Annotated in this window: 17 protein-coding genes and 1 riboswitch; of the genes, 15 read left to right on the top strand and 2 right to left on the bottom strand. The window is 30.2% G+C overall.

Features of this window, described 5'->3' with window-relative positions; genetic code table 11:
• Window positions 1-6: 6 nt before the first annotated feature.
• Window positions 7-717, bottom strand: a complete 711-nt coding sequence (locus tag CX675_RS01675) for a hypothetical protein (RefSeq protein WP_130733477.1) — start codon at window positions 715-717, stop codon at window positions 7-9.
• Window positions 718-832: 115 nt separating this feature from the next.
• Here CX675_RS01675 and CX675_RS19700 point away from each other — a divergent pair, with 115 nt between their 5' ends.
• The 6 genes from CX675_RS19700 (at window position 833) to CX675_RS01650 (ending at window position 5,960) form a co-directional block, all read left to right on the top strand.
• A complete protein-coding gene (locus tag CX675_RS19700; protein ID WP_165395951.1) occupies window positions 833-991 on the top strand; it encodes a hypothetical protein in 159 nt (52 codons plus the stop codon).
• A gap of 196 nt (window positions 992-1,187) precedes the next feature.
• Window positions 1,188-2,423, top strand: coding sequence for an MBOAT family protein (locus tag CX675_RS01670; RefSeq protein WP_370277489.1), 1,236 nt, complete (start codon window positions 1,188-1,190; stop codon window positions 2,421-2,423).
• A gap of 2 nt (window positions 2,424-2,425) precedes the next feature.
• Window positions 2,426-3,349, top strand: a complete 924-nt coding sequence (locus CX675_RS01665; protein ID WP_130733475.1) for a hypothetical protein — start codon at window positions 2,426-2,428, stop codon at window positions 3,347-3,349.
• A 63-nt stretch (window positions 3,350-3,412) separates the two neighbouring features.
• Window positions 3,413-3,928, top strand: a complete 516-nt coding sequence (locus tag CX675_RS01660; RefSeq protein WP_130733474.1) for an SdpI family protein — start codon at window positions 3,413-3,415, stop codon at window positions 3,926-3,928.
• Window positions 3,929-3,942: 14 nt separating this feature from the next.
• Entirely contained in the window at window positions 3,943-5,253 is a 1,311-nt protein-coding gene (locus CX675_RS01655) for a serine hydrolase (protein WP_130733473.1), read from the top strand.
• On the top strand, window positions 5,253-5,960 hold the full coding sequence (locus tag CX675_RS01650; protein ID WP_130733472.1) for a nicotinamide mononucleotide transporter family protein: 708 nt from the start codon (window positions 5,253-5,255) through the stop codon (window positions 5,958-5,960). Before CX675_RS01655 ends, CX675_RS01650 begins: the two co-directional genes overlap by 1 nt.
• Here the strand turns inward: CX675_RS01650 and CX675_RS01645 are convergent.
• Window positions 5,955-6,977, bottom strand: a complete 1,023-nt coding sequence (locus tag CX675_RS01645) for a LacI family DNA-binding transcriptional regulator (protein ID WP_130733471.1) — start codon at window positions 6,975-6,977, stop codon at window positions 5,955-5,957. The two genes, CX675_RS01650 and CX675_RS01645, sit on opposite strands and share 6 nt — an antisense overlap.
• A gap of 298 nt (window positions 6,978-7,275) precedes the next feature.
• On the opposite strand from CX675_RS01645, the gene rplM reads away from it, so the two are divergent.
• The 9 genes from rplM to thiC all read left to right on the top strand — a co-directional run.
• The gene (gene rplM, locus CX675_RS01640) at window positions 7,276-7,731 is read left to right on the top strand and encodes a 50S ribosomal protein L13 (protein ID WP_130733470.1); all 456 of its coding nucleotides are present in this window, start codon (window positions 7,276-7,278) and stop codon (window positions 7,729-7,731) included.
• Window positions 7,731-8,117: a 30S ribosomal protein S9 gene (rpsI, locus tag CX675_RS01635; protein ID WP_130733469.1), complete on the top strand. Its 387-nt coding sequence runs from the start codon at window positions 7,731-7,733 to the stop codon at window positions 8,115-8,117. The genes rplM and rpsI overlap by 1 nt, the downstream gene beginning before the upstream one ends.
• Window positions 8,118-8,296: 179 nt before the next feature.
• Window positions 8,297-9,061: a 30S ribosomal protein S2 gene (gene rpsB, locus CX675_RS01630; protein WP_130733468.1), complete on the top strand. Its 765-nt coding sequence runs from the start codon at window positions 8,297-8,299 to the stop codon at window positions 9,059-9,061.
• Window positions 9,062-9,205: 144 nt separating this feature from the next.
• Window positions 9,206-10,030 (top strand): translation elongation factor Ts, encoded by an 825-nt coding sequence (tsf, locus tag CX675_RS01625; protein WP_130733467.1) that lies wholly within the window; start codon window positions 9,206-9,208, stop codon window positions 10,028-10,030.
• An 88-nt stretch (window positions 10,031-10,118) separates the two neighbouring features.
• On the top strand, window positions 10,119-13,787 hold the full coding sequence (locus tag CX675_RS01620; RefSeq protein ID WP_130733466.1) for a TraB/GumN family protein: 3,669 nt from the start codon (window positions 10,119-10,121) through the stop codon (window positions 13,785-13,787).
• Window positions 13,787-14,341: a DNA-3-methyladenine glycosylase I gene (locus CX675_RS01615; RefSeq protein WP_130733465.1), complete on the top strand. Its 555-nt coding sequence runs from the start codon at window positions 13,787-13,789 to the stop codon at window positions 14,339-14,341. Before CX675_RS01620 ends, CX675_RS01615 begins: the two co-directional genes overlap by 1 nt.
• 47 nt (window positions 14,342-14,388) lie before the next feature.
• Complete coding sequence (locus tag CX675_RS01610; RefSeq protein WP_130733464.1) at window positions 14,389-14,601, top strand: VF530 family DNA-binding protein; 213 nt, start codon at window positions 14,389-14,391, stop codon at window positions 14,599-14,601.
• Between the two features lie 259 nt (window positions 14,602-14,860).
• Window positions 14,861-14,958, top strand: a riboswitch (TPP riboswitch).
• Between the two features lie 63 nt (window positions 14,959-15,021).
• On the top strand, window positions 15,022-15,228 hold the full coding sequence (thiS, locus tag CX675_RS01605) for a sulfur carrier protein ThiS (RefSeq protein ID WP_130733463.1): 207 nt from the start codon (window positions 15,022-15,024) through the stop codon (window positions 15,226-15,228).
• A gap of 112 nt (window positions 15,229-15,340) precedes the next feature.
• Window positions 15,341-16,632 (top strand): phosphomethylpyrimidine synthase ThiC (gene thiC, locus CX675_RS01600; RefSeq protein ID WP_240723561.1); only part of this gene is annotated, 1,292 nt, incomplete at its 3' end.

Raw genomic sequence — 16,632 nt, 5'->3', positions numbered from 1 at the left:
TAATGATTACTTATTTTCTACTAACTCTTTTACTAAAGCTTTAAGCGTCTCAATTTCTTTAGTTTGGTTGTCTAACTGCTTTTGTTGATTTATAGTGTAAAGTGTAAGTTGTTCCACTTTTTCTAATAATAAACGATTCATTTCTCCTACCTCAATCCCGTTTTCTTGTACTTCACAAGCAGAAGGCATATTCGCTAAATGACCGTTTTCTTGTATGTGCAGTTCCACTTCCTGTAAAGTAGGTAAACTATAATCGTTTGCAAAAACATAATCGGGCCATGGAGCCGATTGCAATTGCACTTTTAATTCTTCAGCAATTATTTTTCCTCCCACGGCTAGTTTGTAGCCAGAAGGTGCTAAAGCAGTTCCTACAGAGATACTTCCATCATTATTAAAATTCATAACAAAACCAACACCGTCTTTATATATTTTAAAAGGGCCGTGGTCGTCTATTCTCATTCCAGAATCTTCCTGACTTAACCAATATACAAGATGTTTATCCGCTGCATTCATAAAAAAAGCTGAATAACTTGGCGAGAACAATTCTATAGATCCATCATTAGAATTAAGAGTACTATTTGATTGATTAGCCCCAATCAATAATCTTTGAGTGGTAGTATAAACAGCTCCTTGACTAGTATTTAATCCCCAATTCTGTCCATATCCTAAAAAAGAAAAAAATACACCGAACATTAAAAAGTAGATTGTTGTTTTCATAAATTTGTTTATTTGAATTTTAATTAGAATTTTAAATATAGATAATAAATTTAAACGATATACATTATTTTTTGGTAACTATACGGTTACTTTTTTATTCAATACTAAAACTATCATGAAAAAACTTTTCCTTTTTTTTCTCTTTATTGGAATTAGCTTTTCAGTTCAAATAGAGCCAAGATTACAACGTATTGATAGTTTAACCAATTATAAATTTACAGGCACATTAGTGGCTAATATGAACAAAAAAAACAAATGGATGGAGGTGCCTTAAGATGATTTTTAATTCGTTACCATTTTTGGTTTTTCTCATAGTTGTATACTTTCTATATTGGAAAGTCTTTAAACGAAATACTTCTTTCCAAAACCTGTTTTTAGTTATAGCAAGCTATTTGTTTTATGGCTGGTGGAATTGGCGCTTTCTTATCTTAATTTTTGTAAGTACAATAGTAGATTTTTCAATTGGTCTTTTGCTAAAGAAATATCAATCTGCAAAGAGCAGAAAACGATTACTTTCCATCAGTATTATTATAAATTTAGGCGTTTTATTCTTTTTTAAATATTTCGATTTTTTTGCACAAAGTTTTTCAAGCTTATTAAATTCAATTGGCTTGCAGAGTAATACTACTACTCTCAATATTATTTTACCTGTCGGTATCAGTTTTTATACTTTGCAAACATTGAGCTATACTATTGATGTTTATCGAAATAAAATTCAACCTACTAAAAACTTTATTTCATTTTCAGCATTTGTTTGTTTTTTTCCGCAACTTGTAGCTGGACCAATAGAAAGAGCAGAGCATTTATTACCTCAATTTGAAAAGAATAGACAATTTAATTACAATCAATCTGTAAATGGATTAAAACAAATTTTGTGGGGATTATTTAAAAAAGTAGTGATTGCAGATAATTGTGCTTTTTTTTCTGATTTAATTTTTGATTCTTATTCTAATTATAATGGACTAACAACATTTTTAGGAGCTTTCTTTTTTAGTCTACAAATCTATGGTGATTTTTCTGGCTATTCTGATATTGCAATTGGGGTTTCAAAGCTGTTTGGTTTTGAATTAAATGACAACTTTAAACATCCTTATTTTTCAAAAAATATTATTGAGTTTTGGAAAAGATGGCATATTTCTTTAACAAATTGGTTTCGTGATTATGTTTACATTCCACTTGGAGGAAACCGAAAAGGAATTTATTCAAGAACAAGAAATATTATAGTAGTTTTCCTTTTAAGTGGTTTGTGGCATGGTGCTAATTATACTTTCATTTTTTGGGGGTTTATCAATGCTGTATTGTTACTTATCAATTCTTATTTTTTTAATTCAAAAAAAATATTGTTTAATAAATCTTCTAACTTAATATACTATGTAAAAATTCTTTTTACTTTTTTATTGGTAACTTTAACATGGATATTTTTTAGAGCAAAAAATATTAAAGAAGCTTTTTTGTTTATCAAACAGATGTTTATGGGTAAATTTCTAAATCTTGATTATCTCATTTTAAGAGATTCATTTTCAATATTAATGGTTATAGTTTTCTTTTTTATAATTGAATGGAAAGGAAAAAACGACACATTTACCCTGCAAAATATGTTTACAAATAGTAATTGGAAACGTTGGTGTTTGTATTTATTCATTGCTTACATGATTGTGTTCTTTTGGCAATCTACAGATAAACCTTTTATATATTTTCAATTTTAAAGATGACAAAGTTTTTATTTAAAATAGTAAAATTTTTATTACTTTTTACCATAGGATATCCTCTAACCGTTTTTATCATTGGTTTCTTTTTGCCTTATCAATTTAAAAACAATATTCGTTATAAAATGGGTTCTCAAGGGCATCTAAATACTCGCTTAAAAGAAATAAAATCTATAACTTCTGAAGTTGATGTATTGATCTTAGGTTCCTCACACGCATACAGAGGAATTAATCCCAACTATTTTAAAAACTATTCTTGTTTCAATTTAGGTTCAAGTCTTCAAACCCCTTTGCAAACTAATATTTTACTCAAAAGATATGTAAAGAAGCTTAATCCGAAAGTCGTCTGTTTCGAAGTATATCCAGATGCTTTATATAACTCTGGTTTAGAATCTTCACTCGATTTAATTTCTAATGACAAAAATGATAGTTATTCATTAGAAATGGCCTTAGAATTAAACAACTTAACCACATACAACACTTTGCTATATGGATATATGAACGATTTCTTTAAACTAAGTAAAAATTACAAAGAACCACTAATTAAAAATAAAGATACTTATATAAAAGGCGGATATGTTCAAAGAGAAGTAGAATATTTTAAAAGTTCTAGTTTATATGAAAAAACAAATTGGAAAATCAATAATAATCAAATAAATATTCTAAAAGAAAATATTGAACTTGCCTTGAAAAATAACTGTAAAGTGATTTTATTCTTTGCTCCTATAACTAAAAACTTTTACTTAGCTCATAAAAACAATCATGAATTTGATACTCTAATGCGGTCGCTACATTCAAACTATAAAAATTTCAACATCAACTCTCAACTAGATGATTCCTTAAATTTTTATGATCCACATCATCTAAATGAAACAGGCGTTAAAATTTTCACTAAAGAATTTGAAAAGAATATTCATTTTAAGTAATCATCCTTTACCTTTTGTTTTATCAAAAAATATTTAGATTTTTGTCTAAACATATAATTAAAAATGAACTCAGTTTTTAAAGCATTAAATGAGGAAACACGAAGAGAAATTCTGGAATTACTTCGTAAAAGTGATTTAACTACTACTAGTGAGATTTTAGAAAATTTTACTATTTCAAGATCAAGCATTTTACATCCTTTAGATTTACGCAAACAAACGAATTCAAAGCCAATTTTCATTTTCATAATTATTAGTTTATTATTTTCAATAGTAGGTAATTATTTTAAAACCATAAGACTCAACTATCGCATTGGTATTCAAATTTCTTGGATACTAGTAAGCAAAGAATTTTGGAAAAAAAAGCCTCTTTTAAGAAACAACTTATGGTTCACTGGTGGTGTATTAATAGCAATTTCAACATTATTTTTACCTGATAATTTCAGCTTTTATACTTTTACAACTACAACACCCTTTATTTGTTTAATACCAATTATATATTTCTTTAAATTATTCGAAAAAATCAATTGTACGCCTCAAATTGCTATTAACAAATCTAACATGCTATCATCTATAATTTAAAATATTTAGTACCAATGAAAAAACTTTTCCTTCTTTTTCTCTTTCTTGGAATTTCCACTTCGGCCCAAATAGAACCACGATTACAACGTATTGACAGTCTATTACATTATTTTGAAACCAATAATAAATTTATGGGTTCCTTAGCTATTCGTGAAGGAGATAAACTTGTTTTTTCTAAGGCTTACGGCTATCGAAATCTACAAACAAAAGAAAAATCGGATAACAATACTAAATACAAAATAGGATCTGTAAGCAAGACATTTACTGCTGTAATTATCATGCAGTTAATAGAAGAAAAAAAATTGAAATTAGACACTCCGTTAGCCACTTTTTTTCCTAAAGTAAAAAATTCCGATCAGATAACTATAGTACAACTATTACATCATCGTACTGGTATTCCAGATTATATCAATCAGGATTCTATTACTAAGGAAGAATTAAATGCTCCTAATTTAAAAAAGGCAATTTATTCTAAAATCGCAAAGTATCATTCTCTATTTGAACCTGATAGTAAATTTCAATATAGCAACTCTAATTATTATCTCTTAGGAGGAATTATTGAAAAAATTACAGAAAAATCGTTTGCTGAAAATATATCTAAAAGAATTTGTTCTAAAATAGGTCTTAAAAACACATTTTACCCAATAACGAAAGCACAAACTAATAACAACGAAAGCTTTTCTTATACTTTTAATGGAAAAGAATGGGAAAAAGTAGATGAATGGGAAACAGATACTGCTTTTGCTGCTGGTGCTATAGTTTCAACACCAAATGATTTAACTCAATTTATGCAGGCTTTATTTCAAGGTAAATTAGTAAAAAAAACAAGTTTGGACGAGATGATAGACTTAAAAGATGGTTATGGAAAAGCGCTATTCCAATTCCCTTTTGGAGAAAGACGTTTCTATGGTCATACAGGAGGTATTGAAAACTTTAGATCCAATGTAGGTTATTATCCATCAGAAAAAATAGGCATCTCCTTAATTGTAAACGGAGACAACTACAACATGAATGATATTATGATTGGTATTTTGAGTATTTATTATAAAATACCTTATCCATTTCCAAGTTTTGAAAAAATTAATGCTACACTCATTGCAAAATATTCTGGAACCTATGCGTCGAAAGACATTCCTTTGAAAATAACTATTTTTGAAAAAGAAAGCGAACTTTTTGCTCAAGCTACAGGACAAAATCCGTTTCCTTTGACATTAAAGGATGAAAAAACATTTATTTTTGCACAAGCTGGAATTGAAATTATTTTTGGCGAAAATACTTTTGTTTTGCATCAAGGTGGTGGAAAATTCAACTTTACAAAAGAATAATGTCGTTACTTACATCAATAAAAGAGATTACAAACAGTAAATATTTAGATATTATTGGTGTATTACTAGTTATCAGTGTTTCAGTTTATTTAGAATATTACAAAACTACCTATACCTTTCATATTAACAATAAAGAATATGTTTTCTATTTGGGTTATTTCTCTATTTTAAATACCTGTTTATCCATGACCGCTACTCGATTGGTCACAAAGAAAAATAATATTGGCAATCTAATTGGCACTTGCAATACTCTTCTAAGTGGTGCTATAGATTTCCTTTTAGGTAATATCGGAGCGATTCTAACCTATCCCATTTCTTTCTTAGGAAATTATATTGCTTTTAGAATTTGGAAGAAAAAAAGATACCTTAATGGCATTGATTTTATTTTCTTTAAAAATATGTTTTTAGGTCTATTCCTTTCTATAATACTGAATTATATTGCATTTGCCTATTTATCAGATAAACCTATCGACTGGAAATTGTTTTTTGCAATAGCCATTCCAGCAGGTATCAGTTTTGGTGGTACATTCAATTTAGGCAGGATGTATCCTGATAACTGGATTAATTGGCAAGCCTATAACATCTTTAAAATCATACAAAACATAATGCTCTTAAATATTGCTAATACAGTAAAATACATATTTTACTTATTTAATGCAACCATTGGATACATTACTTGGAGAGACGATAAAGCCAAACAATTATAATTTTCTAGTAGAATCTCTTTGTCGTAATTCGGTTTTAATAACAATTGTTTTATATTCAATAGCTTCTTCTTTAGCAGTAAGACGATCAATTAATAAATTTGCCGATTTTTCACCTATCTCTGGAGCATGCTGACTTACCGTTGAAAGACTAGGAGTTAATCGACGAGACCACGCACCATCAGCAAAACCTATTACATTAAGGTCTTTTGGTATATCATAGCCATTTTGAAGTGCTAACTTCATCGCTCTAGTAGCAGAATGTTCATCAACTGCAAAAACACCATCCACTTTTTTAGTTGCAAGTAATACTTCTATTTTTTGGTCATAAATTTCATCTTCATCTCCCATTAGAATTAAATTTATATCTAAATCTATTTTATTTAATTCCAATGCTTTTTTATAACCTTCAAAACGTAGTTTACCTACACTCAAATTATCAATAGTTGAAAGCAAAGCAATTTTTTTACATCCTATATTAATTAAATGTTGAGTAGCATCAAATGCCGAATCCAAATCATCAACAATAACTTTATCAGATTTTACTAAATCTGTAATTCGATCAAACATTACTATAGGAGTCCCACTTTTTATGATTGAATTGTAATGTTGGAAGTTTTTGGTCATTTGAGTTTCTTCAGCAATAGACAATATAAAACCATCAACTGCACCATTATTCAACATTTCCATTAACTGTTTTTCCCTTTCTAATGATTCGTTAGAAATAGCAGTAACAATATTATATCCTCTTTTTCTAGCTGTTTCTTCAATTCCACTAAACACTTTTGCAAAGAAAGAATTCAAAATATTGGGAATAATTACTCCAATAGTATTTGTCTTTTGATACTTTAAATTTTTAGCCATTAAATTAGGCTTATAATTTTTAAGTGCTGCAAATTCTTTTATTTTATCTTTTGTAGCCTGACTAATTTCTTGACTATCACTCAATGCTTTAGAAACAGTAGAAACGGACACTCCTAATTCTTTCGCAATTTGTTTTAAGGTGGCTTTGGCTTTCATATAATTTCAAATTTGTTTTTAGGATACTACATTGTTTCCTCATATTTTGCTTGTTATACTCGAATCTTATTTTTAAATAAGTTTACATTTTCAAATAAAAATACAATGCGTAAAAATAATAATTTATCCGAAGTTTACTAGTTTTTAAACATCCAATTACTAAAACTATTTACTATCAATCTCTTAGTTATGAGATAAAATAAAAATATTCTAGCATCAGCATTTGTATTTATAATAAATAATTGTACTTTTGCACTCCCTTAATTGGGAATGGAATGTTTAATTTAAATAAATTATTGTGAACACATTAAGCTACAAGACAGTATCAGCTAATAAAGCAACTGCTCAAAAAGAGTGGATTGTTGTAGATGCTGAAGGTCATAACTTAGGTCGCTTTGCTTCAAAAGTAGCTATGCTATTAAGAGGTAAATACAAGACTAGTTATACACCACACGTTGATTGTGGAGATAACGTAATTGTTATCAACGCAGAAAAAATCAACCTTACTGGTAACAAGCTTGACGACAAAATCTACATGCGTCATACAGGTTACCCAGGAGGTCAAAGAACTTTAACTGCTAAAGTACAGCAACAAAAAAATCCAGCTGTATTAGTAGAGAAAGCTGTAAAAGGAATGTTACCTAAAAACAAATTAGGTGCTGAATTATTCCGAAATTTAAATGTATATGTAGGAACTGAGCACAAACACGAAGCTCAAAAACCTAAAACCGTAAACCTAAACGATCTTAAGTAATGGCAGTTATTCACAAAATCGGTAGAAGAAAATGTGCTGTTGCACGTGTTTATGTTACAGAAGGAACAGGAAAAATCACTGTAAACAAAAGAGAATTTACAACTTATTTCCCAACTGCAACTTTACAATACAAAGTAATGCAACCTTTAGCAATGACTGAAAATGCAGAAAACTTTGATGTTAAAGTAAATGTATATGGAGGAGGAACTACAGGACAAGCAGAAGCTGTGAGAATGGCTTTAGCTAGAGTAATGTGTGAAGTTGAAGCTGAAAACAGAGCTATTTTAAAACCAGAAGGATTATTAACTAGAGATCCTAGAATGGTGGAGCGTAAGAAATTTGGTCAGAAAAAAGCACGTAAGAGATTCCAATTCTCGAAACGTTAATATTGGAATATTTTTCCAAATATTTTTTCAACAGATTATTACAATTAAAATTGAATTTAAAAACAAGTTGTCGATATTCCTTAATAAAAAGGGAATTAGTTTAGCATCTAAATGAAGCCTAAAGTCTAAAAAAAGCCTAAAGGAACATTGCTATAACACGGAACGTAAACTATTACACAATGGCAAACAAAATTGACGTTAAAGAATTATTAGAAGCAGGTGTACACTTTGGACACATGACTCGTAAATGGGACCCAAACATGGCTCCTTACATTTATATGGAACGTAATGGTATCCACATTATCAATCTATATAAAACTGCAGCAAAAATCGAAGAAGCTAACGAAGCTTTGAAAAAAATCGCTGCATCAGGAAGAAAAATATTATTCGTAGCAACTAAAAAACAAGCTAAAGACATCGTTGCTGAAAAAGCAGCAGCTTGCAACATGCCTTACATCACTGAAAGATGGCCAGGTGGTATGTTAACCAACTTCATTACTATTCGTAAAGCAGTTAAAAAAATGGCTTCTATCGATAGAATGAAAAAAGACGGTACTTTTAATACACTTTCTAAAAAAGAAAAATTACAAGTAGATCGTCTACGTGCTAAATTAGAGAAAAACTTAGGTTCTATTGCAGATATGTCTAGACTACCTGCTGCTCTATTTGTTGTAGACGTTAAAGCTGAACACATCGCAATAAAAGAAGCTCAGAAATTAAACATTCCAGTTTTTGCAATGGTTGATACAAACTCAGACCCACGTCCTATTGATTTTGTTATTCCAGCAAATGATGATGCTTCTAAATCAATTGAAAAAGTTCTAGGATTAGTTTCTAGCGCTATCATTGAAGGTCTTTCTGATAGAAAGTCTGAAAAAGATGAAGAGCAACCAGTTAAAGAAGTAGCAGCTACAGAAGCTCCTAAAGCTGAAACTGAAGAATAAATAATAACAAATTCCAATATCAAGATTCCAAATTCCAAAAAAATCAAAAAACAATTGTTGATGATTTATTAAAATTGGAATTTGGGTTTTGAGATTGGAATTTCTTTTTTTTACAAAAAATTTAATCTTAAAATAAAAAACAATATGGCAACAATTACTGCTGCAGACGTAAATAAATTAAGAACAATTACTGGTGCTGGTATGATGGATTGCAAAAAAGCACTTGTTGAAGCAGATGGAGATTTTGATTTAGCAATCGAAAACCTTCGCAAAAAAGGACAAAAAGTAGCTGCAAACCGTTCTGATAGAGAATCTACAGAAGGTGCTGCAATTGCTGTTGTAAATGCTGAAAAAACTGCTGGTGTTGTAATCACATTAAACTGTGAAACAGATTTCGTAGGTAAAAACGAAAGCTTTGTAAAATTAGCTACTGATTTAGCAAACCAAGCATTAAATTATGCTACTAAAGAAGAATTATTAGCTTCTGATTTCAATGGAATTACTGTTTCAGAAAAATTAATCGAACAAACTGGAGTAATCGGAGAAAAAATCGAAATCGGTTCTTTTGAAAGATTAGAAGGAGCATTCGTAGGTTCTTATATCCATGCTGGTAATAAAATTGCCGTTTTAACTTCTTTATCTGCTAATGTAGACGGTGCTGAAGAAGCTGCAAGAAATGTTTCTATGCAAGCTGCAGCTATGAACCCAATCGCTTTAAACGAAGCTGGTGTTGACGCTGCTATCATCGAAAAAGAAATTGAAATCGCTAAAGAACAATTAAGAGCTGAAGGAAAACCAGAAGCTATGTTAGATAATATCTCTAAAGGTAAAATCCAACGTTTCTACAAAGATAACACATTAGTAAACCAAGATTATATTAAAGACGGTTCTATGAATGTAGCTGCTTATGTAAAATCAGTAAATGCTGATTTAACAGTTACAGGATTTAAAAGAGTTGCTTTAGGTTAATCTTCTAGCTACTATAATTTTATATAAAACCTCAATCAGAGTTCTGATTGAGGTTTTTTTATAATATATTTGTTTAAAATATATTATTTTGAAAAAAGCCGCCCTTACTTTTACTCTATTAATTTGTAGTTTTCTTTTTGGACAAACGGAAAATAGTATGCTCTGGGAAATTAGTGGAAATGGTTTACAAAAAAAATCATTTCTATATGGAACCATGCACGTGAGCGACAAAGTTTCCTATAACCTATCCGACTCTTTCTTCGATGCACTATTAAATTCTGACATTGTTGCCAATGAAAGCAATCCAGAAACCTGGGGAACAGTATCTAACTTAATGAAGGAAAAAGAATACATTTATTCTGCCCAACTGTACCATTCTTTCTACATAAAACCCATGAGCAAAAACAATGTTATTGCCATGTTCAACAATAAAAGTCATTTCTTTTACAATTATTTATCACTTTCTGAAAATAAAAATGCAGATTATGAAGAAAATGCCGTGTTAGACATGTTTATTAGTCAGGCAGGAAGAAAATACAATAAAGAGATAACAGGTTTAGAAGATGCTGTAGCTTCCATGATTCCTATTTTGCAAATCAATGCTACTGATGCTACTCCGAAAGAAGAAAATATCCAATTACTATATAAAATATTAAAAAGAAAATCTTTTGGTGAAGCTACTGTAGATTTTTACCGTGAAAAAAACATCACCATTTTAGATTCTATTTACAAACTAGCCTTTTCAAAAAAAGCACATGAAGCCTTAATAATCAATAGAAACAAAGTAATGGTAGATAGTATTGCTTCTATTTCCAAAAGAGGCAGTCTCTTTGCTGCTGTTGGCGCGGCTCATTTAGCAGGAAAAGAAGGTATTATCAATCTACTAATTCAAAAAGGATATACCGTTACACCTGTTTTTAGTCAATTAACCGAAAAAGGAGAAAAACAAAAAAAAGAAATTGAAACTTTCTTCAAAAAACCAACCTTTACCACTTTTACCTCTCCAGACAAAATGCTGGAAATCCCATTGTTAGCTAATGAAATTACCGAAGAGGGTGTTATTGGATCACCCGATTATGCAAATGGAGGCTTAATTAGAATCATCAGAAACAATCATAATTATTTTATTAATTCAGATAGTAGTTTTTATAATTCAAAATCGTTAGACAGTTTGTTTTATGAAAATATTCCAGGCACTATTTTAAGTAAAGAATTTGTTGAAAAAGAAGGTATTTCTTATTTCGATATCAAAAATAAAACTAAAACGGGTAATTATCAACGTTATCGCTTTTATATTACTCCGCTTGAAATCATTATGGTTTCTATGTCTGGATTAAACAATTATACAACACTATTTGAAAATGACGTTTTTGAAAAAATCAACTTAAAAAAACCGAATAATAACTGGGAAGAACTTAACGCACGTAATGCTTCATTTACCGTTACATTACCTAGTTTTTATTCTATTAGAGAAAACGACAACAACAAAAGCAACAGTCACACGATAGAATCTTATTTAAAAGAAGACAATAGCTTTTATTTTGTAATGGAACGCAATTTAAATGACAACCGTACATTAGAAAACACGCTGTTTGAACACAAACAAATCCATTATCAGTTTTACCTGCAACACGGTATTGACTCTACACAAACGTCTTTTCAAAAAAACACGTTCCTTTCTGAATCTAATATAGGCTCCAGAAAAATAAATTTAAAATCATTTATTTCAGGGAACAAATATTATTTATTAGGAACTGTGAATGCTTCGGAAACAAATAAAAATCAGTTTTTTAATTCGTTTCAGTTAAAAAACAACAGCTATAAGGAAAATTTTATAACCTATACAGATAGTACGGCATTTTATAAAATTACTATTCCAGAAAAACAAAATCAGAAGTTATTCTTAAACATTACCAAAGAAAATAAAACTTCCGAGAACACTTTGTCCGCAGAATATAACGACTATACTTTCAAATCGGCAAGTGGTAAAACCGTTTCTTTGGAAATAAATAAATTTCATGCTTACGAATCCATAAAAAACCTAGATACTATAAAACAGTTTTTCAAAGATTATGTTTTAGATAAAAAGGATAACATGTATGATTATAATGATTATAGCTATGATTATGATGACTATGATGAGTATTCCGATAACGAAACTTCTTTACTAAACTACAATGTATATTCCAAAAAAGGACTGAAAATGAGTACTTGGTGGAAACTATTTAAACCCGAAGAAGAACCAAAAATTATCTTAAAAGAAAATGAAACTCAAGACTCAGAAAAATACACTTATGAAGCCTTAGTTTCTCGCAAAAAAGCATCACAAGCAGTAAAATATAAATTGGTCTTCGACACGGATCGTTATTATATTTTGCAAACATTGGTTCCAAAAGAGTATCAAAATGACGATCCTTTTATTGAAAATACATTTAATAGTTTTGAAATCTTACCTTTCCCTAAAAAGAATTCTGTTTTTGAAACCAAAACGACTCGTTTTATTAATGACGCCTCAAGTGCTAATGATACCTTGCGCAAAAATGCTTTTTCTTCTATCTACAAATTGGATTTCTCTGAATCTGATTTTGAAGTAATCTCTTATTTTATCAATAAATATAACTTCAAAAAAAGTGAATTATTTGCAAAAAACAACCTTCTAAAAAAACTAGGCTATTTAAAGAATAAAAATGTAATTCCTTTTTTAGAAAAAACATACAAACAAGAAAACAGTAATTCTGAAACTCAAATTAGTGTTTTAATAGCGCTATCTAATCAAAATACGAAAGAAAGTTATCAAAAAATAATTGAATTACTGGAATATGACTTACCGCTTTCAGATAATCAATATGACATTACTTCTCTATTTTCAAATTTTAGCAGAAACCCAGAACATGCTAAAGAACTATTCCCTAATATTTTTCAGTTTTACAGTATAAAAGAATATCAAAATCCATTATTATCTTTTTGTTATAAGTTACTCGATAAAGATTACATTACCTTAAAAAAAATTAAGGCTTTCGACAAAATGATTTTAACCAATGCAAAATTAGAATTTAAACGTATTAAAAGCTGGAAGACAAATAACATCATGGAAGACGAAGAAAAAGACCCAGATGATTATTACGAAGAGGAAGCACCAGTTACAGATATTATTACTTTTTTAAACATTATTTATAAGTTTCCTAAAGACAAAAACAGAGACGAATTTATTAGCAAAATAAGTGCTTTAAATATCGCAGAGTTAAATATCGAATTATTACGACTTCGATTTATTTCTAATACCATTTCTAATGAAGCTATTAAAAAAGGGCTCGAAAACCCAAATACAGCTTTTACCACAATACAATTACTAACAAATAAAAACATGTCTTTTGAAATAGAAGACGATAGTATTGCATGGGCAGCTTTACACAATTTTTATGATATTAAAAAAACAGATTCTATTACATTTATTTCTAAAAAAATAGCCGATTATAATAAAGAAAAAATAGTTTTTTACTTTTATTCTGTAAAAGAAAAAGACGATACTTCTTTTGATAAAAACATAAGAACAATTGCTTTTTTTATGAAAGGCGACCGAATTAATCCTAGTGCATTTACTTCTTTGTATTCCAAAAAAATTCAGGAAGATGACTCTTTGGAAGAAAAATTAGATGCTATTATTAAAGAATCACTAAATAGCAATCATCTTAGAGCGAGTTACGAAAAAGACGACGAAGAAAATTATATTCCTAATTATTTATACGACGATTATTAATGAAAACAAGATGTGCTTGGTGTGAAAAAGACGATTTATATCGCGCTTACCACGATAACGAATGGGGAAAACCAGTATATGATGACCCTACTCTATTTGAATTTTTAATTTTAGAAACCTTCCAAGCGGGCTTAAGTTGGTACACGGTCTTAGCCAAACGTGAAAATTTTAGAAATGCATTTGACCAATTTGAACTTACCAAAGTAGCACAATATACTAACGAAAAAATAGAAGCACTTTGTCAAGACACAGGCATCATTAGAAATAAATTAAAAATTAAAGCCGCTGTAACCAATGCACAAGCTTTTATAAAAATACAAGAAGAATTTGGTAGCTTTTCCAAATACATCTGGGGTTTTGTAGACGGCAAACCTATCGACAATAAACCACAGACCTTAAAAGATGTCCCTGCTACTACTCCATTATCAGATGCATTAAGTAAAGATTTAAAGAAAAGAGGCTTTAAGTTTGTGGGTTCTACTGTAGTGTATGCGCATATGCAAGCCACTGGAATGGTAAATGATCATGTAGCGGATTGTTTTACTAGAAATTAGTAGCAACCCTCAGCAATAAATATCAATATTTTATTTTAGAATAAATTATGAGTACCGATCCTTTACATGGAAAAACTTTAAAAATGATTGTAGAACAATTAGTCGATTTTTATGGTTTTGACACATTAGGTGAACTCATTAAAATTAAATGTTTTAATGAAAATCCTTCTGTAAAATCGAGTTTAACTTTCTTACGAAAAACAGATTGGGCAAGAAAAAAAGTAGAAAATTTGTACATTAAGACAATATCTAAAATGTAATCCTATTTATACTTACTTAGAATACTTTATTCAAATTCATGCATCCCTTCGCAAAGTCAACTTTTTTAACCACTTCCTATATAACCTACGCTAATACACTTGCAACTAGTATCACTTACTACAGGAGTATGCTTTGTTGCTCTTGTAATTATATAAAAACTCAAAATTGGTGCTTACAAAATAAATAAAACTACTTGTTACTATTTTGTTATTTTATTTCACTTTCCAACATTTTTTCATTTCATTTCACTACATTTGTTTCACACTTTAGGGGTGTCTGTAATGTTACAGGCTGAGATTTTACCCTCTGAACCTGATCTAGTTCATACTAGCGTAGGGAAAAGTAAGATGACTTCTGGTACATATTGGTACCATTATAGCCATTCCTAAAGTATAACTATATACTAAAACCACTCAGGAATGGAATTAAAAATCAACAACAAAAACAAAACCTTCGATTGTACATCGCTTACCGTTCAAGAATTAATCGATGCCGAACTTCCTACGAAACAAAACGGCATTGCTATTGCCGTAAACGAAATGGTGGTACCCAAAAATCAATGGGAACATTATTTTCTTTCTCCAACAGATACAATTCTAATTATTACCGCTACTCAAGGTGGTTAAATTTAGTATGGAGTTTAAAAAAACAATAAAAAAGCTGCTTTATCTGCAAAATCTGCGTGCAAAAAACAAATAACAGAAACGACTAGCCTTTACAACTTTAAAAACTTTAATTATGACAAACGAAGAAAAAATATCAAGTACCCCGTTTCCCAACTCTAAAAAAGTATACATCGATGGACAATTACACCCTATAAAAGTAGCCATGCGCGAAATTACGTTGTCTGATACTAAATTAGCCAAAGGAGGTGTGGAAAAAAACCCACCCATTACTGTTTATGATACTTCGGGTCCTTATACCGATATCAATGTAGCAATCGATGTTAAAAAAGGATTGCCTCGTTTACGCGAACAATGGATTCTAGACCGTGATGATGTAGAAGAATTAGCCGAAATTTCTTCTGAATATGGTAAAGAACGGTTATACAAACCAGAACTAGACCATTTGCGCTTCGAATTCTTACACAAACCCATGCGTGCTAAAAAAGGAGCCAATGTAACGCAATTGTATTATGCTAAAAAAGGCATCATTACTCCAGAAATGGAATATATTGCAATTCGCGAAAACCAACGCATCGAACAACAGGAAAACCAAACCAAAGCCATGCAATGTCAACATGCGGGAGAAAGTTTTGGTGCCAATACACCTAAAAACAAAATTACTCCCGAATTTGTACGAAGTGAAGTAGCCGCTGGTCGTGCTATTATTCCAAACAATATTAATCATCCTGAAAGCGAACCTATGATTGTAGGAAGAAATTTTTTGGTCAAAATTAATGCTAATATTGGAAACAGTGCGGTCACTTCTAGTATCGAAGAAGAAGTTGAAAAAGCGGTTTGGGCATGTCGTTGGGGTGCCGATACCATTATGGATCTTTCCACTGGTAAAAACATTCATGAAACTAGAGAATGGATTATTCGTAATTCTCCAGTGCCCATTGGAACAGTACCCATTTATCAAGCATTAGAAAAAGTAAAAGGCGTGGCTGAAGATTTAACTTGGGAAATATTTAGAGATACTTTAATTGAACAAGCAGAACAAGGAGTTTCCTATTTTACCATTCATGCAGGTGTTTTACTACGTTATATTCACCTTACTGCGAATCGGGTAACAGGTATCGTTTCACGTGGCGGTTCTATTATGGCAAAATGGTGTTTGTTCCATCATCAAGAAAACTTTTTATATACGCATTTTGAAGAAATTTGCGAAATCATGAAACAATATGATGTTGCCTTTTCCTTGGGAGATGGTCTCCGTCCGGGTTCTATTGCTGATGCCAATGATGCTGCTCAATTTGCCGAATTAGAAACGTTGGGCGAATTGACAAAAATAGCTTGGAAACATGATGTACAAGTATTTATTGAAGGGCCGGGTCATGTACCTATGCACTTAATTAAAGAAAATAT

The sequence above is a fragment of the Flavobacterium sp. J27 genome (assembly GCF_004303025.1).
GTDB lineage: Bacteria > Bacteroidota > Bacteroidia > Flavobacteriales > Flavobacteriaceae > Flavobacterium.
Note: the sequence above shows the minus strand (reverse complement) of the source record. Positions and strands in the feature narration are given on the sequence as shown.

What these genes read in the sequence shown, in the direction of transcription:
- rpsB (WP_130733468.1), top strand. Translation starts at nt 8,297, where the DNA reads ATGGCAAACAAAATTGACGTTAAAGAATTATTAGAAGCAGGTGTACAC.
- CX675_RS01675 (WP_130733477.1), bottom strand. Translation starts at nt 717, where the DNA reads ATGAAAACAACAATCTACTTTTTAATGTTCGGTGTATTTTTTTCTTTT.
- tsf (WP_130733467.1), top strand. Translation starts at nt 9,206, where the DNA reads ATGGCAACAATTACTGCTGCAGACGTAAATAAATTAAGAACAATTACT.
- CX675_RS01645 (WP_130733471.1), bottom strand. Translation starts at nt 6,977, where the DNA reads ATGAAAGCCAAAGCCACCTTAAAACAAATTGCGAAAGAATTAGGAGTG.
- CX675_RS19700 (WP_165395951.1), top strand. Translation starts at nt 833, where the DNA reads ATGAAAAAACTTTTCCTTTTTTTTCTCTTTATTGGAATTAGCTTTTCA.
- CX675_RS01655 (WP_130733473.1), top strand. Translation starts at nt 3,943, where the DNA reads ATGAAAAAACTTTTCCTTCTTTTTCTCTTTCTTGGAATTTCCACTTCG.
- CX675_RS01665 (WP_130733475.1), top strand. Translation starts at nt 2,426, where the DNA reads ATGACAAAGTTTTTATTTAAAATAGTAAAATTTTTATTACTTTTTACC.
- CX675_RS01660 (WP_130733474.1), top strand. Translation starts at nt 3,413, where the DNA reads ATGAACTCAGTTTTTAAAGCATTAAATGAGGAAACACGAAGAGAAATT.
- CX675_RS01615 (WP_130733465.1), top strand. Translation starts at nt 13,787, where the DNA reads ATGAAAACAAGATGTGCTTGGTGTGAAAAAGACGATTTATATCGCGCT.
- CX675_RS01610 (WP_130733464.1), top strand. Translation starts at nt 14,389, where the DNA reads ATGAGTACCGATCCTTTACATGGAAAAACTTTAAAAATGATTGTAGAA.
- thiS (WP_130733463.1), top strand. Translation starts at nt 15,022, where the DNA reads ATGGAATTAAAAATCAACAACAAAAACAAAACCTTCGATTGTACATCG.
- rpsI (WP_130733469.1), top strand. Translation starts at nt 7,731, where the DNA reads ATGGCAGTTATTCACAAAATCGGTAGAAGAAAATGTGCTGTTGCACGT.
- CX675_RS01650 (WP_130733472.1), top strand. Translation starts at nt 5,253, where the DNA reads ATGTCGTTACTTACATCAATAAAAGAGATTACAAACAGTAAATATTTA.